This is a genomic window from Orbaceae bacterium BiB (assembly GCA_036251205.1).
Lineage (GTDB): Bacteria > Pseudomonadota > Gammaproteobacteria > Enterobacterales > Orbaceae > Orbus > Orbus mooreae.
This window is the reverse complement of record CP133958.1, coordinates 737,435-756,184: the sequence shown is the minus strand read 5'-3', so window position 1 is coordinate 756,184 and position 18,750 is coordinate 737,435. Positions and strand designations below refer to the sequence as shown.

Genomic DNA, 18,750 nt, shown 5'->3' with positions numbered 1-18,750 from the left:
TATGAAGAAGTTTATCGGATTATTATCTGACCATGATTACGTTATTCGTTATCAGGGGGATAATCTTGTTGAGCTTATTGAGCCCAATCAGCATATTTTAGTCACTAAGCCGTTAATTACATCGAATCAATTAAATATTTTAGTTTGGAATATTTTTAAACAAAAACGTGCCGATAGTTTAACGGTTTTAAAGCAATACATTGATGATTCCGCGCTAATCTTGCTACAAGAGGCACAAACAACTCCGCAATTATTAAATTTTATTAGTCGAAATAATAAAATTGCTGATCATGTTCCTGCTTATTCATTTAATGATATTTATGCTGGCGTAATGACAATTGCGAATTCTCTTCCGATTAGTGTCATTCCGTTTAAAGAGAAAGAACCATTAATTAGGATCCCAAAATCTGCACTTATTACTGAATATTCATTACCTAATACAACAAAAACATTATTGGTCGCCAATATTCATGCGGTTAATTTTAGTTTTGGGGTGAAAATTTACCATCAACAAATCAGAATGTTGTTAAATCAATTAGAAACACATCAGGGCCCCGTAATTCTGGCTGGGGATTTTAATGCCTGGAGTCGGCAGCGGCTACATTTGGTTTACCATCTGATTCGTAAAATCAATTTGAAACCGGTAAATTTTACTACAGATATCCGTAAAACGTTTATGGGACGACCACTTGATTTTGTATTTTATCGAGGTCTAAAAATTGAAAAGGCGGAAATTATTCATACTCTAGCTTCTGATCATAATCCGCTGTTAGTAAATTTTTTATTTGAATAACTTTCGTGATTTGTTACCGATTACTCTTGGTTAATATTAATAAATAATCAGGGGAAGCATACTATCTTTCCCTGATTAAAAAACTATTTATCGATTATGATGAGCTACCATTTTTAATTTCGATTTTTAATTTATCACCTAATTTCAGCTTGTGCGGGTTTTGAATTTTATTCCATTTCACAATATCGCTTATTTTAACATTATATTTTTTGGCAATTGATGACAAATTATCACCTGATTTTATTTGGTGAACAATTTGACTATAACGTTTGTGTTCTTTTTCATAGAATCGAATATCTCTATCGGTAATATTAACGTATTTTGTATTAGTTAAATTAGCATTAAAATAGTTATATTTTGATTCAATTGGTCCATCTTCGAGTTGAAGTAAATCGATTATTTGAGAATCGGTCAAATTCGATGCTTGCAGTTTTTGGTAAAGCGTTTGAGCGTAATTTGCCGGAATGAATAAATGGTAAGGGCCTTTTACTACTTTTTTGAGGTATCCAGCATTATATTCCAGTAATTCATCCATCGATATACCTGAATATTCAGCAATTTTCTCTAAACTAATTTGTTTAGAGAGATCGAGTCTCACTAATGAATTTTCATATTCACAATTAGGTAAGACAATATTATATTGATTGTTATTTCTAATAATATCAGTGATAGCTAAAAATTTTGGTATATATTGCATTGTTTCTTTTGGTAGATTTAGCGCCCAAAAATTAGTGGGTAGACCTTTAGATTTATTCCAAGCAATTGCTCTTTTAACGCGACCTTCACCCGCATTGTAAGCCGCTAAAGTGAGTAACCAATCGCCTTCAAATTGTTGATTTAAGTATTGTAAAAGATTAATAGCTGTATCGGTTGACTCAATCAGATCTCTTCTTGGATCATACCAACTATTTTTGGTTAAACCATATTGCTCAGCGGTAATTGGAACAATTTGCCAGAGGCCAGCTGCTTTTGCATAAGAGGTTGCTAAGGGATTATAAGCACTCTCAATCAGTGGAACTAAAGCCAGTTCTACTGGCATATTGCGTTCATTTAATTGATTAAGAATATAATAAATATACGGTTCTGAACGTAATACATTTGTCTCTAGCGATAACTTATTTTTGATTAATTTATCTTTTTCAGTGACAATTCGTTTATTATCTGGAATTTCAATCTGTAATTGATTTTGAATAAATGACCAAGGATCTTGGGTTATTTTTTGGGAATCCCCACTGACTAATGATGTTTGTAATTTTTTTTCATCAATAGACTTAGCAAATGATTTAGCTGATTTTGTTGTTTGACAGCCGGTTGCTAACACGGCTAATAATAGCACAGCTACTAAGCTAGTTTTATGATTACGTAATTTGCTGCTAATGCTCATTCTTAAAAAGAGTCCTTTTGTATTCTAAAAAATTGAAATAGTTTTAATGGCGTATCACAGTCGAATTGTTGTTGTAATTCAAGATTATCACAACGCAAAAATAAGTTTATTTTTTTCTCTCTTGCTAATGTTGTGGGTAGTGTGATGACCTGATTTTCTATTTGTTGATAATAGTTAATAATATCTTGATCGTGAGGAACTAAATGGTGTGCAAATTTGAGGTTACTTAAGGTGTATTCATGAGCCGGGCAAATAATCGTATCATTGGGCAGTAAACTTAACTGTACTAGTGAGTTAAACATTTGCCGATACGTTCCTTCAAAAATACGCCCACAGCCAGCAGAAAAGAGTGTATCACCACAAAATAAATAAGGCTGCATATAGTAACTGACGTGACCAAGAGTATGTCCCGGAGTTGGGATAATTTGAAATGTCATATCCGAGATAGTCACTGTTGATTGTGATGAAATATTCGTGATAGGTAAATCAATTTCACTTGGACCAAATACTAATAAATCTGGAAACTGTTTTTGTAGTTCTAGCACGCCGCCAATATGATCATTATGATGATGGGTTAATAAAATACCCGCTGGCGTTAATTGTTTATGAGATAAATATTCAATGACAGGTGCTGCTGTGCCGGGATCAATAATGACCACTTGCTGGTGCTGATTTTCTATCAGCCAAATATAGTTATCGGCTAAAGCAGGAATAATATGTAGTACATTATTCATCATGATATGGTTACCTATACGTTAGAAGCGTTAATGTTTACTCTTGGCTAAAACCATGGTCATCTAAGGTCGGATTACTAGCAGACTCTTTGGCAATAAGATCACAGCGTTCATTCTCTATATGACCCGCATGACCTTTGACCCAAATCCAATTTACGTTGTGCTGGTGGACAACTGTATCTAATCTTACCCACAAATCAGCATTTTTAACGGATTTTTTATTTGCTGTTTTCCAACCATTTTTTTTCCAATTATGGATCCATGACAAAATACCATTACGCAGATATTGACTATCCGAATATAGCGTGACATCACATTTTTGTGTTAATGCCTCAAGCGCAACAATAGCGGCTAATAGTTCCATGCGGTTATTGGTCGTTAAAAAATAGCCTTGAGTTAAAATTTTCTCATTATTTTTATATTTTATTATTGCACCGTAGCCGCCAGGTCCCGGATTACCAAGGCAAGAGCCATCAGTATAAATATCAATTTTTTTTAACATGCCAAAAGAGTTTTTGAATTTGTAAAATAAACGGTAAACTATATTACAGAATTAATTAGTAATTAAAAACATTAAAATTGACAATGAATAGTAAAAATATTATCACACCAAATAGACAAATTGTTCTTGATACCGAAACAACAGGTATGAATCAAGATGGTAAAAATCATTATGAAGGTCATAAAATCATTGAAATTGGTGCCGTCGAGGTTGTTAATCGTCGATTAACAGGAAACCACTTTCATGTTTATCTCAATCCACAACGCTTAGTTGATCCTGAAGCCTTTGCTGTGCATGGTATCAGTGATGAGTTTTTGCAGGATAAACCTTTATTTAGCGATGTGGCTAATGATTTTATTCAATTCATTGATGGTTCGGAATTAATTATTCATAATGCCTCGTTCGACGTCGGCTTTATGGACTATGAGTTTAGGCTCGCCAATGTTGATTTTATAACAGCTAAGCACTGTGTTGTAACCGATACGCTAGCAATGGCTCGTAAGATATTTCCAGGTAAACGAAATAACTTAGATGTATTGTGCGAACGTTATCAAATCGACAACTCTCATCGTACTCTACATGGCGCATTACTCGATGCTGAAATTTTAGCTGAAGTTTATTTAGCGATGACTGGTGGTCAAACGTCACTCTCATTTAATCATGAGGATGGTGGTCAAGTAAACTCAGCTTCGGGACAAGGCGGTGCACAAAAAATTCATCGTGATCATTTTAATTTAAAAATTATTAAAGCGAGTGATGATGAATTAGTCATTCATAATGAGTGGCTTGATAAAATTGATAAAAAGAGTGGTGGATCGATTTGGCGTAAATAGAATCACTTATGCTTTTTGTGATGATTTTATGTTCAATTAACATCATGAGCAAAGAATTCTATTGACGATTTCAGAATAAATCTTTAATATTCAGCCTACCTAATCGCAGCGACTGCGAATTGGTTGAAATAAAAGCGGAGCGGTAGTTCAGTTGGTTAGAATACCTGCCTGTCACGCAGGGGGTCGCGGGTTCGAGCCCCGTCCGTTCCGCCAATTTTATTAATAGACTCGAATTTTAAGAGACACTTAAATAAGTGTCTTTTTTATTGTCAAAAATCACCATATCATCTGTATTCGATCTTCTAAAATCACTCTCTTTAGCTGAAAAATTGCAGTCTGATAAAAATATTTATCTCATGTAATCTTTCTTTGTTTACCTTTTATAACAGATTTCAATGCTTATCATAAACCTGCTACCGATAACTTATTTTTTTGTTTTATATGATTTATCTTGTATGATTAGAGAAAAAATTATTATATAGGAAATAGGGATGCAATATGAAAAAGTTATTGATAGGATTACTATTAATTGGTTTTAATAGTGCTGCTACAGAAGTAACAGAAGATATGCTTATTGGTAAATGGAAGTGCATGGGGACTGTATTTAAACAAGCTAGATATGATGAAAAGGGTAATTTAGGTAAGTTTACCTCTACAGTTTCTGGACCTTGGGCAACAACCTTTATCACATATGAAAAAACAGCTGATTCTATGACGATTAAATATGATAATCTCAAACCGATCAAATATGTTTTTGAACGCTATTTTGAAGAAGGCTTTCAACCATCAGGATTACCTAATCAGCAAGGTGGTTATGATTATGAAACAAGTCTGACGGAAGAGTACATTTTTATCTCACAGGACCAATTCAAAACTACCGGTAATATCATCGTAAGAGATTTTGTATCAAAACAAAAGATCATGCTTAAATATAACGAAATGTTATGTGATCGATTAGGTTAATAGCGTCATTATATAAAATGATCAATAAACGGTTAAATTAGTTGCAACTTTTATTTTCAATTAAAGTCCGTTTATCTAACAAATGATATGATTAATATGGTTAATTTGTAAAATTGACTTTCAAAACAATAGCATTAAATTTTAATTGCTTTTGCGTATATTTTACGATTAACCATAGACATACTAATAATTTTAGTGTAAATTGTGTGCCATCTCTTACGAGATTCCTCTCTGTTTACCTGTTTTCTCCATCATTTTTTATGATTGTATAAGTAGGTGTGCAATATTACTTTAGTAATATCCAATTTTTGAAATTAAGTGAAAAACGTTTTATTGTATTAAAGAGATGATATTTAGATTATTCATTGCGTTTGTTAATGTATTAATGAGCGTAAACATAAACAACTAATTGACGCATATCGAAATTATCCTCAAGAATCTATTAAATTATGAATCTAACTGAACTGAAAACAAAACCTGTATCTGAGCTCGTTGCGCTTGGTGAAAAAACAATGGGGCTTGAAAATTTAGCCCGTCTACGTAAACAAGACATTATTTTTGCAATTTTAAAACAACATGCTAAAAGTGGTGAAGACATTTTTGGTGATGGCGTACTAGAAATTTTGCAAGACGGTTTTGGCTTTTTACGTTCTGCTGATAGTTCCTACTTGGCTGGTCCAGATGATATTTATGTATCACCAAGCCAAATTCGACGATTTAATTTAAGAACAGGTGATACGATATCAGGTAAAATCAGACCACCTAAAGAGGGCGAACGCTATTTTGCGCTACTCAAAGTCAATGAAGTTAACCACGATAAACCAGAAGATGCCCGCAACAAAATCCTATTTGAAAACTTAACACCACTACATGCCAATTCAAGACTCAGAATGGAACGAGGTAATGGTTCTACTGAAGATTTAACAACTCGTGTATTAGATTTAGCTTCACCGATTGGTAAAGGTCAACGTGGTTTGATTGTTGCTCCTCCAAAAGCCGGTAAAACAATGTTGCTACAAAATATCGCACAAAGTTTAGCAACTAATTATCCTGAATGTGAATTAATGGTGTTACTGATTGATGAACGTCCTGAAGAAGTGACTGAAATGCAGCGCTTAGTAAAAGGCGAGGTGATTGCTTCAACGTTTGATGAACCTGCTGCTCGCCATGTACAAGTCGCTGAAATGGTTATTGAACGTGCTAAACGTTTAGTTGAACATAAAAAAGATGTAATTATTCTATTAGACTCCATTACGCGTCTAGCTCGTGCTTATAATACTGTTGTACCAGCTTCAGGTAAAATATTGACAGGTGGTGTCGATGCTAATGCTTTACACCGACCAAAACGCTTTTTTGGTGCAGCTCGTAATGTTGAGGAAGGCGGTAGCTTAACAATTATTGCTACAGCACTGGTTGACACCGGTTCAAAAATGGATGAAGTTATATACGAAGAGTTTAAAGGTACCGGTAATATGGAACTTCATTTATCTCGTAAAATTGCTGAACGTCGTGTATTCCCTGCAATTGACTTTAACCGCTCTGGTACTCGTAAAGAAGAGCTAATGACATCGCCTGATGAGTTACAAAAAATGTGGATTCTTCGTAAGATTCTTAACCCAATGGGTGAAATCGATGCAATGGAATTCCTGATTGATAAACTGTCAATGACTAAAACAAATGAAGAGTTCTTTGAGATGATGAAGCGTTCATAAGCTTTATCAATTAGAAAAACAGTTAATTACTTAACAAATTGATTTTTAATTATAAACAAAAGCTACTTCATTTGAGTGGCTTTTTTTATCTACTCAAGTGTGGTTTAATAACTAAGTAAACTAATCAACTATTCGCTTATTTGATTATTGTCTAAAGCGATAAAATGAATAAGTGATACTGAGCTAAAAGGAAAAGTTAAAATGTCTAAACAAGAAATTGGTGTTATTGGCATGGCGGTGATGGGCCGTAATTTAGCATTAAATATTGAAAGTAGAGGTTATTCTGTTTCAATTTATAACCGTTCTAAAGATAAAACTGATGAAGTTATTGCTGAGCATCCGGGTAAAAAGCTAGTTCCTTACTATTCTCTACAAGATTTTGTTAATTCTCTAGAAAAACCTCGCCGAGTATTAATCATGGTACAAGCGGGTAAAGGCACTGATGCCGTTATCGATGAGCTACGCCCTTTATTGGATAAAGGGGATATTATTATTGATGGTGGTAATGCTTATTTTGAAGATACTATTCGTCGTAATAAAGCATTATCTGATGCAGGTTTTAATTTTATTGGTACTGGTGTATCTGGTGGCGAAGAAGGGGCGCTTAAAGGTCCTTCAATCATGCCTGGCGGTCAAAAAGAAGCGTATCAGTTAGTTGCCCCAATTCTTGAAAAAATTGCTGCTAAAGCTAATGGTGAGCCTTGTGTTGCTTATATTGGTCCAAATGGTGCGGGTCATTATGTCAAAATGGCACATAACGGGATCGAATATGGTGATATGCAGCTAATTGCAGAAAGTTATTCTCTACTTAAACATGCTGCTGGTTTATCAAATGATGAACTTGCTGAGACATTTACTCAATGGAATCAAGGTGAGCTTAATAGCTATTTGATCGAAATTACTGCTGACATCTTCAAATATAAAGAAGAGTCAGGTAAATATTTAGTAGATGTTATTTTAGATGCAGCTGGTAATAAAGGTACTGGTAAATGGACTAGCCAAAGTGCATTAGATCTTGGTGAGCCATTATCATTAATTACTGAATCTGTTTTTGCCCGTTATTTATCAGCAATTAAAGATCAGCGTGTTGCCGCATCAAAAGTATTAGCTGGACCGCAAGTGAAAGTACAAGCAGATAAAGCTGAGTTGATTGAAAAAATTCGTAAAGCGCTTTATTTAGGTAAAATTATCTCTTATGCGCAAGGTTTTTCTCAATTGAAAGCTGCATCAGAAACTTATCAATGGGATCTGAATTATGCTGAAATAGCAAAAATCTTCCGAGCGGGTTGTATTATTCGTGCTCAGTTCTTACAAAAAATTACTGATGCTTATGAAGGTAATGCTGACGTAGCTAATTTACTATTAACACCATACTTCAAACAGACTGTTGAAGCTTACCAACAATCATTACGTGATGTTGTGGCTTTAGCGGTACAAAATGGTATTCCTGTTCCGACATTATCAGCAGCTATTGCTTATTATGATAGTTATCGTAGTGAAGTATTGCCAGCTAATTTAATTCAAGCTCAGCGAGATTATTTTGGTGCGCATACTTATAAACGTACTGATAAAGATGGCGTATTCCATACCGACTGGATGGGTATTGAAGGTAAAGCGTAGTCATGACATTTATAATTTAGGCGGCAATTGTCGCCTAAATTAGGTCTTTGAGCATAAATATCGATTCCCCACTGTATTACCCCCTCTTTCATATTCAACCTATTTTATAGCTATTTGAGTCTGTACATAGAACATCATGAAATATCGAGTTATTTACGATGACTTTGGCTTGTATATTTTATTTATATATAAAAAAAGCGAACTCGGGGGTGAGTTCGCAAAATAATAAGGAATAGGAAAACAATGAATAATCATTGAGTTTGTATTATCTTTCGTTTCGCCTATTTTGTCTGTTAAATAACTGTAATGTTTAATTAAAGAATTAGCCCTATTGTGTAAGCAAAAAAGATTATTTGATGATAATCACTTTTATCGCTTTTTTTATACTAGATTAATACATAACAGCAACTTTATAACGAGCAATTTAGCTTAAAACGGTAACGTAAATAGTCTGATTAAAAAAAGCGTTTAACCAAAAAAAGTTTCCAGCCATTTAACACCAAAAGCACCCGGTGCTAACATCGCAAAAGCCCAAATCGGTGCCGAGGTAATATTACCGATATTAAATTTAATGGTTGGCATGTGCATTGCTCCCGCAACCAACGGAACAAATGCACGCAAAGGGCCAAAAAATCGACCGATAAAAACACCAGCAAGCCCATAACGGATAAAAAATTGCTCAGCACGATAAACCATTTTAGGGTGCTTATTAAGTGGCCAAGAGCGAATAATCTTTTGATGGTAATGTTTACCAAGCCAAAATGAGATTAAATCACCAAATATAGCACCGAATGTGGCTGCCAATAAGGTCGGAACGAAAGGGATTAAATCAGCACCAACTAAGGCGCCAGCCGCTAATAAAATTGCTGTAGCAGGAATTAGTAGCGAGATAATTGCGAGTGATTCACCAAAAGCTAATAAAAATATGATGGGGAGTGCCCAAATTTGGTGATTTTTAATAAACTCCATTACAATGTGTGTGATTTCTTGAATTGACATAATTTCTAAACTCAAAGCAGTACTGTTTCTTTATCTAAGTTACTATTTTACAATAAGCGACTATAATCACATAAATAAATCTGATCACATTTGATGAAATGAAGGTAATACAATGGCTAATACAAGCAAAACTATTTCGGTAATTAAATTTAATGACCTCACCATGGGGTGTTTACAAGATGATACGATTGCCATTGAAAAACCGGTTGCACTTGTTTATAACGGCATTTCACATGTGGTAATGATGGCAACACCCAAAGATTTAGAACATTTCGCTATTGGCTTTTCATTAACTGAAGGCATTATTGAATCACCCAATGAAATTTATGGCATTGATATAGAGCAGACAGCGCAGGGGATTGAAGTTCTTATTGAGCTTTCATCGCGACGTTTTGCTGAGCTAAAACATAAGCGCCGTAATTTAACCGGACGTACTGGTTGTGGAATTTGTGGCACAGAACAAATTGATGAAGTATGTAAAGTATTGCCACATTTACCTGAGACGACCCAAATTTCGATTACTGATTTTGCCAATACACTGCAATATCTTAAGCAAGTACAAATTGTTGGAGAACAGACTGGATGCACTCACGCTGCTGTCTGGTTAAGTTTGACCGGACAGTTTATTGCCGGTTTTGAAGATATAGGACGGCATGTTGCTTTAGACAAGCTACTGGGCTACCGAGCGAAACAACAGAACCAGCAAGGTATTATTTTAGTCTCTAGCCGGGCGAGTTATGAAATGGTGCAAAAAGCTGCAAATTGTGGCGTTGAAGTGTTATTCGCGGTATCCGCTGCGACCTCAATGGCCGTTGATATGGCAAAACAGTGTAATCTAACATTAGTTGGTTTTTTCCGCGGGCATAAAGGGGTTATTTATAGTGGTGAACAGCGTTTGTCTTAGTTAGTTATTACTGCTAGTAATATCAAAAATCAATAATATTGAGATGTTTCTTGTTATCTGTGATTCTGCTGCTTTTTACTTGTCAAATAGACTCCATTAAATAATAAACAGAAAAGCAGGAATGTGTTGCCACACATGTTCGTAGCTTTATCAAAAACGAAACCTCTTACAATTCGTGGCATTATTTAAACCTCTTAAAGCAAAAACCAGGAGCGTTACGGAATGGCGAGCCCTTCTTTGGTTGGCAACTGCCTGAATCAATTAAAACGTTACAAAGCTATTTATTAAAAAAGCCCAAAGGTGATAGGGCTATGGTTGAGTTACTCACACTGATTGCCGAACACGGTGAAGAAGTCGGTATTACGGCGGCAGAAATAGCGTTAGAAGAAAAAATACCGACTGTTGAAGCAGTACATAATATTATTAATCGGCTTCTTGAACCTGTTCCTCCAAAACTAAAGATAAAAGAAATCCCCTTAAATACACCACCACAAAGCAATTGTCAGCGGTATAACACATTGTTAATAGGAGTCCATAATGCCACGTCTTGAATGTTTATCCTTAATTGAACAACTTAAACTGAGTACGATGTACAAACACTTTGATGAGGTTGTCACCGAGGGTATTAAGCGTAAACGCTCAACGCTTGATATTTTGCATCGATTATTAACGATAGAACAAACAGAAAGAAATATTCGCAGCATTGAATATCGAATTAACCAAGCAAAGTTTCCCCAGCATAAAAGCCTTGCTGATTTTGATTTCAAAAATACCCCCTTAAATAAACCGGCGATAACGTTATTTATGGATAATGATTTTATTGAAAATAAACGCAATATTATTTTTGTTGGCGGTCCTGGCACGGGGAAAACCCATTTAGCGACTGCGATTGGTATTAACGCAGCAACGATGGGTAAAAAAGTGCGTTTTTGGAATGTATTAGACTTGGTTAATAAGTTAGAACTGGATAAAGAAATGCAGAAATATAAGCTGAGCAATCAACTGATTAAGCATGACTTGATTATACTTGATGAATTAGGTTATTTACCGTTTAGTCAAAAAGGAGGGGCATTGCTATTTCATCTTATTAGCCAACTTCACGAACACGTTAGTATTATTATGACGACAAATTTAGTTTTTTCAGAATAGGCAACTTTATTTACTGATGAAAAAATGACAACAGCCTTACTCGATAGGCTAGTATACCACTGCGATATTATTGAAACAGGTAGTGAATCTTATCGCTTTAAAAATCGTACCTAAAGTGGTGCACTTTTCAACAATATTTGACAGTTCAATTGCACCTAATGATAAAATTTTCTTAGGTTCTGCTTCGGGTTTGATATCTCCCGCTTCGAGTTGCTGAATAAAACGTGGAAAGCGGTTGATTCCATGAGAGTAAACGCCTGACTCCGTTGTTTGCGCAAACATAGTGGCACAAGCTTCGGCTTTTTGTTTACTGACTCCTCGTGCAAGGAGTATCCGTTCAAACTCATTTTTTAACTGTTGAAATGTGACGATCATGTTGGTATTTTCTCCTGTTTAAGTCTATTTTATGAATAATCTGTTTCATTGTTTAAAATTGAATTTCATTATATGAAATATAACATAGCGTTGATCTGCTTAAATCGTCAACAAAAAAAGTAGAATAAGTGATTATTTATGGTGAAAATGTGATGAGTTGCACAAATTATATTGGCTGCAATTTTGTGTGATTTTGTTTAGAATAGAGCAAATTAAGATTCTAGCGCTTAAAAAAGAACAAACGATTAGACTAAATAGGTTGGAAAAATGGATTCGATGATAAGTCAAAAAAGTTCTAAATCACAAGGTAATCAAAGCCTATTTAGAGGATTACAACTTATTGAGGTATTAAGTAATTATCCTAATGGTTGCCCACTGGCTACTTTAGCTGAAAAAGCGAGTATGAATAAAAGTACAGTTCATCGTATCTTGCAAGAGTTGCAGTCTTGCGGCTATGTTACTGCTACGCAGACATTTGGTAGCTATCGTTTAACCGCTAAATTTGTTGCTGTTGGTCAAAAAGCATTATCTTCCCTTAATATTATTAATGTGGCGGCTCCTCATTTAGAAAAATTGAATCTGACTACTGGCGAAACCGTTAATTTTTCGATGTTTGAACGTGAGCAAGCAGTATTCATTTACAAATTAGAACCTACAATGGGCATGTTAAAAACTAGAGCTTATATTGGTCAGCCTTTATCGTTATACTGTTCTGCAATGGGTAAGATTTTTTTAGCCTATCATCCAAATCGTAAGTACGTTGACCATTATTGGCAACAAAATAACGATCTTATTCGTCAGTTAACTGTAAATACGATTACTCGCCTTGAGGATATGCATAACGAATTATCTACCATTCGGCAAACAGCTATCGCTTATGATAAGGAAGAGAATGAAATTGGGGTATCTTGTATTGCTTTACCGATTTTTGATGTTGCACATAAAGTAAATTATTCCGTATCGATTTCATTATCAACTGCGCGTTTACAGCAACATGATATTAATGGGATAACTAAAGTTTTGATGGATGCGGCAAAGGCTATTTCTCATGAATTAGGGTATTACGATGAATACCCATTATTATTTGATATGTAATAAATCGCTTTTATTTTTTAATTGCTTTTGATAATAAAGTGGCTTGTTGGGCTATTTTTCACTCTGAAGACTGTATTTGCTTCAATATCGTTATTTAAAATGACTTGAATCCAGATAGTATGATTGTCTATTTTAAGTGTGGAAAGGATACTGCCTGTTTCTCGCCAGTTTTCCCCCATTTGCTGTTCAATACCGTCACCAATTTGTGGTAGTTCATCTGATGAACCAATGAGTAGATATAGTGCTCGTTTATTGATTCCACGATATTGAGCTCTGGCCACCATCTCTTGTCCACAGTAACACCCTTTATCAAAACTGATTGCATTAAAATTTTGTAAATTAAAGGCTTGCGGTAAATATTGGTTAGCTAAAGGCTGATCAATGATCGGATAATTAGACTCCATATCTAATAATTGCCATTGTTCACTATCGGCTTGATGTAAGGTTGTAAATTGATTAATTTGCTCGTCGATTGGTGCGATAACAATATAGCGATTAGTCGGAAAATCGAGTTTTAAATAGCTAATATTACCTACTGTGAGACAGTTTTGCTCTATTGAAAATTCAGGTATTAGCTCTGATAAGTTATCACCAGCAATTCCAACCATCGTCAGTGAACTCTCAATTTCAAAACTGATTTTAGAAAATACAGCATATTTTTTTAGCTCTTTTAACTGAGTTTCAACTAAACTTTTGCGGATAATGTAATAAATATCATCGCCACGTTTAAATAGCAGGATGTTACTTAATACTTTACCTTTTGGATCACATTGAGCCGCAAAAAGCCAGTGGGTATCACTGAGTTTATTAATATCAGCGGTTAATTGCCCCTGTAAAAATTTACTATTATCTTGACCTGATACCTTAACTAATAGCCAGTTATCTAATGAAATTTTACTTGATGGTAGCGACTGCGATGTATACAACATAACCAATGACCTTTTTAAATAATTTTAGCAATAATAACATATAAGCATAAAATTTTTATAGTCAAAAGACAATCAATAAAAGTATGTGAAGATAAACAACGATTAATGATGCTTTTCTTGATATCATTAATCGATATCATCACTTGACTAATTATGGGTAAAAACCACGATATAATGTTGTAACAGCTTGATCTACTCTCGGCCCCATACCCAAAATCAATGCTTGATCAATCATAACAATACGTTTATTTTTCCAAGCATTTGTATGGGTAATACCTGCTGATTGGATTAAATTCTCTAAACCACCAATCGCGTCAATTGATTGGGTTGTGACAATTAAAACATCAGGATTAGCTGTAATTAATGCTTCACTGCTGTAATTTTTATAATTATTATGCGTCGCAATATTGTTACCGCCTGCTAGCGTGATAATACTATCGGCAACAGTATTTTTCCCTGCTACTTGTGTTACTCCTGACATACTTAACAAAAACATCACATTAGGCTTGACCTTTTGCTGTGCAATAGCTCGCTCAATTTGACTAATCTCTTTCGAGATATGTTCAGTTAGCTGTTTTGCTTCTTGTTTTTTATTCAATATATCACCAATCAGGTTAATATTATTAAAAAGTAAATCAAGATTATTTGGGACGCGTTGTAAACGAACTACTTTTACATTACTGGCTTGTAATTGAGTGAATATCTGTTCTGGTCCAGAGTCTTGCCAAGTGATAAAAAGAGTCGGTTTTAATGATAAGATCCCTTCAATACTGAGTTGCTTCCAGTAGCCTATTTGTGGTAACTCTTTAATCTCGGGTGGATAAGTACTCGTCATATCAACACCGACGAGTTCAGTTTGATCATTGATGGCATAAATTATTTCTGTTATTGAACCGCCAGCCGTGACTAGACGCTCTTGAGCATGAATAGTTGGAATTACCGTCGCAACAATAATCAAAAATAGTTTTTTTAGGTGATAAGTCATGAGATGAACTCCTCGTTTATTTTAAAAATTCAAACTACCACTAATAACTGCATTAAATTTAGCCGCCGGAATACTTTCATGGGCTGTTGTATAGTTTTTGTTTAAGATATTATTAAGATCTAGTCCAATTTGATACTGACGTTTTTGACCAAATGATGCTGTCATTGATAGGTTTAATGTTGACCAACCGGCATAGTGATAGGTGGTATCTCCGCTTCGGTTATTTGCATTAGTTGCAGTACGAATAAATAAGTTACTATCAAGATCGGTATTAAGGCGATCAATGATATAACTGTTTTTAATACCTATTGTGCTGGAAAGGGCTGGGCTACCGCTATCAAAAGTTTTATAGCTGTCGGTTTCTACCTGACGACGGATATAGTTAGCGGTAATATACGGGATAATTTCCCACTTTAAATACTCGAGAGTTAACTCTACACCATAGGTTTTTGCACGATTAGCATTAATATAGTATCGGTTAGTTGTTCCGACGGCTCCAGAACAAACCGCAGAACCATTGCAGACTTGGTCGGTAATGTAGTTTTTAGCTGTAGAATAATAAACGGATGAATCAATTAACCAAGTATTATCATTAAAACGCAAACCAATTTCGTAATTATTAGCTTTTTCTGCTTCTAGATTAGGATTTCCATAAATTACTTGTTGGTGAGCTGAGGTGATGCCATAAAGATGAGCCAGCGTTGGATAGACATAACCCTGTGCAAATGATGCTCTAAATAATGTATTTTCAACACCTTGATAAGTCAATCCTGTTGAGATGATCATATTGTTATTATGATTAGTTCTAGCTTTATCAATCGTTATTGTTGATGTCGGTGTACCTGATACAGGCGTTTTAGTTAACTCACTACGCCCATTTTTGAGTTTCGATTCTATCCAGTATTGTCGAATACCAATATTCCATGCGAAATCATCAGTAATCGACCAGTCATTTTGTGCAAACAGTGCAATAGTGGATTGTTGCCATGTATTATTTTGCCATTTGTTTTCTACATAGTCGCGACTAGGGATTGGTGTATTGATAGTATTTTTGGTAGTAGAAGTTTGCTTAACTTCATCTTGTTGATATTGTAGACCCGTAATTAAATTAATATTTTTACTCGGTTTCCAGTTAATTTGGGTCGTTAGACCAAGACTATTTTGTGTATCATCGGTATGGGTATTTGTACCAATTTTCATTGTTGGAATAGGGGCAATAAGAATATTATTTCTAAATTGTCGCTTTAATTTTTGATAATAACCATCAACATGAATTTTATCGATTATGCCGTTATCGACTTGATAATCATAGAAGATCCCCATTTTTTCACGTTCTAATTTAGGGATTTTTACCGAGAACTCTTTAATGTCTGGGGTATTAGGATCTGCTTCATAATAGGTATTTGTTTCAAGTTGATAATGTTCTAAAGAGAGTCCTAATTTATGTTTGTCTAATGTATAACCAAGCCAGGCACTAGCACTGTTATTATTAAAATCGGTATCTTTCAATCTTCCTTGTCGTGTTTTACGATCCCCTTGATCCGAATAAGTGCCACTTAGTCGGTAATCAAAATTATCGACTGAACCATAAACCGAACCTTGTTGTGTAAACCCATCAGTCGCTCCATTATAAATTGATTTAAGATGACCATCAAACTTTTCCCCGTTATTACTGCCTTTACGAGTGATAAAATTAACAACTCCACCAATTGCTTGTGAGCCATACAAGACTGAATTTGGACCTTTAACGACCTCGATTCTATCTACCGATTCCATATCAATTAAAATTCCAGCACTTGAACCATGTCCTGAACGATGATAAGTAATTTCTTGTCCATCGATAAGGATCAGCACCCTTGAAGGTGCTTCACCACGAATCATCAGTTGTTTACGTCCAGCAAGAGAATTATCACTAATCTCAATACCAGGAATATCTCGTAGAGTCTCAATAATTGAGTCGCCATTATGTTTTTTTATTTCATCCTCATTCACTGCAACTACAGGCATTGAACTGTCCCAAATAGATTTTTCTCCGCGGTCCGAAGTGACAGTAATCGTCTCTAGGGAAGAGGGGGTTTTATTATTTGAGTTATTTAGCTCGGATGTTTGAGCTTTAGATATGGGGATAGTAATAAGTAATGGGACAAAATAGAGCAAATTTTTGTTACGTAAACGAACCATAGTTAACCTCAATTCAAATGCAAATGATAATCGTTATCAATTGTATTGTAAAAAATGCGTAAATCAAGCATTAAAAATAAATTAAATTTAACTTGATAAATGAGAATGATTATCGTTTAATGTTTGGATTGTTTTTTTGGAGGTGATGATGAAATTAGATTTAACTTCGTTTTATGCTCAACTTGAGGGGACTCCTTTTCGTGAACGATGGGCAGTTATGCCATTTCGTGGGGCAACACCGATCAATTCAAGCGAAATTGAATCAGCATGGATGCAATTACATCAACAAGTATTGCCTAAAAATAAACGTTTGCTGTATGTACATATCCCTTTTTGTGCAACTCATTGTACATTCTGTGGATTTTATCAAAACCCATTAAGTAAGCACGATACGGAGTTGTATTGCCAATATTTACTACAAGATATTGAGCTCAATTCTAATTCAGTGCTGTCGCAGTCATCACCAATTCATGCGGTCTATTTTGGCGGGGGGACACCAAGTGCGCTTACAGCAAACCAGCTACACCGTTTAATTACCGCCATTAGAACCCAGTATCCTTTAGCACCTGATTGTGAGATCACAATAGAGGGACGCGTGCTTAATTTTACAGATGAAAAAATTGATGCTTGTATTGAAGCTGGTGCAAATCGTTTTTCTATTGGTGTACAGACTTTTAATACCGCTATTCGCCAACGTTTAGCACGAACCTCAAATCAGCAGCAAACCATTGATTTTATTCAGCGATTAGGTGAACGAGATAAAGCTGCGGTAGTTTGTGATCTTATTTTTGGTTTACCGAGACAAACGCTACAGACTTGGCAAGAAGATCTGACGATCATTCGTGATTTCCCCTTAGATGGTGTTGATCTTTATGCCTTAAATCTATTATCAACAACACCATTATTTAAAAGTGTTGAAAATCAAAGAATTACCTTACCTACGGTGGCAGAAAATTATCAGTTCTATCGGACAGGAGTAGAAATCCTAGCCAATTACGGTTGGGGACAACTATCTAATAGCCACTGGGGTAGAACAACGCGTGAACGCAATCTTTATAATATCCTAATTAAACAAGGAGCAGATTATTTAGCGTTCGGTTCATGTGCCGGTGGTAAGCTGGCGGATAAGTCTTTTATGTTACAGCGGAATTTAACCGGCTATTATGCTCAGCTAGATCAGCAAAAAAAACCATTAGCAATGCTGTTACAAGGAAATAAGCAGCTCAATTGGTTACATCTGTTACAAGGGGGAATTGAACGTGGACGAGTTAATCTTAACGAGATAATGGCCCAACCAGAATTACTGCTACCGCTCATTACACAGTGGCATCAAGCCGGTTTGCTTGTTGAAAATGGTTTATGTTTTAATTTAACGACTAGTGGACGTTTTTGGGCGAGTAATCTGCTTAGTGCATTACAGCGGTTATTGTTACAGATTAATGAGCCAGAGCTTGCAAAATTATCGGTACAACGCCCTGATTTATCAACGATGAAGGCTGATTCAGCGGAGGGGAATGCAAAAATGAAACATAGTCATGCCCATGCCCAGAAAATAACTAATTAACCCTTATAACTTTTATTATGCAGGAGGA

The 18,750-nt window shown here is 35.2% G+C and carries 16 protein-coding genes, 1 tRNA gene and 2 pseudogenes; 11 read left to right on the top strand and 8 right to left on the bottom strand.

What is annotated here, in order from left to right; genetic code table 11:
- The first annotated feature begins 1 nt into the window (after position 1).
- Entirely contained in the window at positions 2–793 is a 792-nt protein-coding gene (locus RHO11_03600) for an endonuclease/exonuclease/phosphatase family protein (protein WVD62221.1), read from the top strand.
- A 94-nt stretch (positions 794–887) separates the two neighbouring features.
- Here RHO11_03600 and RHO11_03595 read toward each other — a convergent pair whose 3' ends face one another.
- From RHO11_03595 to rnhA, 3 genes are read right to left on the bottom strand one after another with little or no spacing between them, the layout of a single operon-like run.
- Positions 888–2,177: a transglycosylase SLT domain-containing protein gene (locus RHO11_03595; protein ID WVD62220.1), complete on the bottom strand. Its 1,290-nt coding sequence runs from the start codon at positions 2,175–2,177 to the stop codon at positions 888–890.
- Positions 2,178–2,179: 2 nt separating this feature from the next.
- Entirely contained in the window at positions 2,180–2,914 is a 735-nt protein-coding gene (gene gloB, locus RHO11_03590) for a hydroxyacylglutathione hydrolase (GenBank protein WVD62219.1), read from the bottom strand.
- Positions 2,915–2,948: 34 nt separating this feature from the next.
- Positions 2,949–3,413 carry a ribonuclease HI gene (gene rnhA, locus RHO11_03585; GenBank protein ID WVD62218.1) on the bottom strand — a complete coding sequence of 155 codons (465 nt, stop codon included), beginning with the start codon at positions 3,411–3,413 and terminating at the stop codon, positions 2,949–2,951.
- 83 nt (positions 3,414–3,496) lie between these two features.
- Here rnhA and dnaQ point away from each other — a divergent pair, with 83 nt between their 5' ends.
- From dnaQ to gndA, 5 genes are all read left to right on the top strand, one after another.
- Positions 3,497–4,246: a DNA polymerase III subunit epsilon gene (gene dnaQ / locus RHO11_03580; GenBank protein WVD62217.1), complete on the top strand. Its 750-nt coding sequence runs from the start codon at positions 3,497–3,499 to the stop codon at positions 4,244–4,246.
- A 136-nt stretch (positions 4,247–4,382) separates the two neighbouring features.
- Positions 4,383–4,459 (top strand) — tRNA-Asp (locus RHO11_03575).
- A gap of 285 nt (positions 4,460–4,744) precedes the next feature.
- On the top strand, positions 4,745–5,209 hold the full coding sequence (locus tag RHO11_03570; GenBank protein WVD62216.1) for a hypothetical protein: 465 nt from the start codon (positions 4,745–4,747) through the stop codon (positions 5,207–5,209).
- 449 nt (positions 5,210–5,658) lie between these two features.
- Positions 5,659–6,921: a transcription termination factor Rho gene (rho, locus tag RHO11_03565; GenBank protein WVD62215.1), complete on the top strand. Its 1,263-nt coding sequence runs from the start codon at positions 5,659–5,661 to the stop codon at positions 6,919–6,921.
- 201 nt (positions 6,922–7,122) lie between these two features.
- A complete protein-coding gene (gene gndA, locus RHO11_03560; protein WVD62214.1) occupies positions 7,123–8,541 on the top strand; it encodes an NADP-dependent phosphogluconate dehydrogenase in 1,419 nt (472 codons plus the stop codon).
- A gap of 468 nt (positions 8,542–9,009) precedes the next feature.
- Here gndA and RHO11_03555 read toward each other — a convergent pair whose 3' ends face one another.
- Positions 9,010–9,540, bottom strand: a complete 531-nt coding sequence (locus RHO11_03555; GenBank protein ID WVD62213.1) for a DedA family protein — start codon at positions 9,538–9,540, stop codon at positions 9,010–9,012.
- Positions 9,541–9,652: 112 nt separating this feature from the next.
- Between RHO11_03555 and fdhD the strand changes: the two genes are divergently transcribed.
- The 3 genes and pseudogenes from fdhD (at position 9,653) to istB (ending at position 11,707) form a co-directional block, all read left to right on the top strand.
- Positions 9,653–10,444: a formate dehydrogenase accessory sulfurtransferase FdhD gene (gene fdhD / locus RHO11_03550; protein ID WVD62212.1), complete on the top strand. Its 792-nt coding sequence runs from the start codon at positions 9,653–9,655 to the stop codon at positions 10,442–10,444.
- A 119-nt stretch (positions 10,445–10,563) separates the two neighbouring features.
- A pseudogene (locus RHO11_03545) lies at positions 10,564–10,995 on the top strand (IS21 family transposase).
- Positions 10,982–11,707: pseudogene (gene istB, locus RHO11_03540) on the top strand (IS21-like element helper ATPase IstB). Before RHO11_03545 ends, istB begins: the two co-directional pseudogenes overlap by 14 nt.
- Here istB and RHO11_03535 read toward each other — a convergent pair.
- Entirely contained in the window at positions 11,642–11,968 is a 327-nt protein-coding gene (locus RHO11_03535) for an Ldh family oxidoreductase (protein WVD62211.1), read from the bottom strand. The pseudogene istB and the gene RHO11_03535 sit on opposite strands and share 66 nt — an antisense overlap.
- A gap of 267 nt (positions 11,969–12,235) precedes the next feature.
- Here RHO11_03535 and RHO11_03530 point away from each other — a divergent pair, with 267 nt between their 5' ends.
- The gene (locus tag RHO11_03530; GenBank protein ID WVD62210.1) at positions 12,236–13,063 is read left to right on the top strand and encodes an IclR family transcriptional regulator; all 828 of its coding nucleotides are present in this window, start codon (positions 12,236–12,238) and stop codon (positions 13,061–13,063) included.
- A gap of 17 nt (positions 13,064–13,080) precedes the next feature.
- Here RHO11_03530 and ygfZ read toward each other — a convergent pair whose 3' ends face one another.
- From ygfZ to RHO11_03515, 3 genes are all read right to left on the bottom strand, one after another.
- A complete protein-coding gene (ygfZ, locus tag RHO11_03525) occupies positions 13,081–13,992 on the bottom strand; it encodes a tRNA-modifying protein YgfZ (GenBank protein WVD62209.1) in 912 nt (303 codons plus the stop codon).
- Positions 13,993–14,143: 151 nt separating this feature from the next.
- Positions 14,144–14,977 (bottom strand): ABC transporter substrate-binding protein, encoded by an 834-nt coding sequence (locus tag RHO11_03520; protein WVD62208.1) that lies wholly within the window; start codon positions 14,975–14,977, stop codon positions 14,144–14,146.
- A gap of 21 nt (positions 14,978–14,998) precedes the next feature.
- Entirely contained in the window at positions 14,999–17,158 is a 2,160-nt protein-coding gene (locus RHO11_03515) for a TonB-dependent receptor (protein ID WVD62207.1), read from the bottom strand.
- Positions 17,159–17,303: 145 nt separating this feature from the next.
- On the opposite strand from RHO11_03515, the gene hutW reads away from it, so the two are divergent.
- Entirely contained in the window at positions 17,304–18,722 is a 1,419-nt protein-coding gene (gene hutW, locus RHO11_03510) for a heme anaerobic degradation radical SAM methyltransferase ChuW/HutW (protein ID WVD62206.1), read from the top strand.
- The last annotated feature ends 28 nt before the right edge of the window (positions 18,723–18,750 follow it).

Coding starts and splice junctions, on each gene's coding strand:
- RHO11_03600 (WVD62221.1), top strand. CDS start 2: ATGAAGAAGTTTATCGGATTATTATCTGACCATGATTACGTTATTCGT.
- RHO11_03595 (WVD62220.1), bottom strand. CDS start 2,177: ATGAGCATTAGCAGCAAATTACGTAATCATAAAACTAGCTTAGTAGCT.
- gloB (WVD62219.1), bottom strand. CDS start 2,914: ATGATGAATAATGTACTACATATTATTCCTGCTTTAGCCGATAACTAT.
- rnhA (WVD62218.1), bottom strand. CDS start 3,413: ATGTTAAAAAAAATTGATATTTATACTGATGGCTCTTGCCTTGGTAAT.
- dnaQ (WVD62217.1), top strand. CDS start 3,497: ATGAATAGTAAAAATATTATCACACCAAATAGACAAATTGTTCTTGAT.
- RHO11_03570 (WVD62216.1), top strand. CDS start 4,745: ATGAAAAAGTTATTGATAGGATTACTATTAATTGGTTTTAATAGTGCT.
- rho (WVD62215.1), top strand. CDS start 5,659: ATGAATCTAACTGAACTGAAAACAAAACCTGTATCTGAGCTCGTTGCG.
- gndA (WVD62214.1), top strand. CDS start 7,123: ATGTCTAAACAAGAAATTGGTGTTATTGGCATGGCGGTGATGGGCCGT.
- RHO11_03555 (WVD62213.1), bottom strand. CDS start 9,540: ATGTCAATTCAAGAAATCACACACATTGTAATGGAGTTTATTAAAAAT.
- fdhD (WVD62212.1), top strand. CDS start 9,653: ATGGCTAATACAAGCAAAACTATTTCGGTAATTAAATTTAATGACCTC.
- RHO11_03535 (WVD62211.1), bottom strand. CDS start 11,968: ATGATCGTCACATTTCAACAGTTAAAAAATGAGTTTGAACGGATACTC.
- RHO11_03530 (WVD62210.1), top strand. CDS start 12,236: ATGGATTCGATGATAAGTCAAAAAAGTTCTAAATCACAAGGTAATCAA.
- ygfZ (WVD62209.1), bottom strand. CDS start 13,992: ATGTTGTATACATCGCAGTCGCTACCATCAAGTAAAATTTCATTAGAT.
- RHO11_03520 (WVD62208.1), bottom strand. CDS start 14,977: ATGACTTATCACCTAAAAAAACTATTTTTGATTATTGTTGCGACGGTA.
- RHO11_03515 (WVD62207.1), bottom strand. CDS start 17,158: ATGGTTCGTTTACGTAACAAAAATTTGCTCTATTTTGTCCCATTACTT.
- hutW (WVD62206.1), top strand. CDS start 17,304: ATGATGAAATTAGATTTAACTTCGTTTTATGCTCAACTTGAGGGGACT.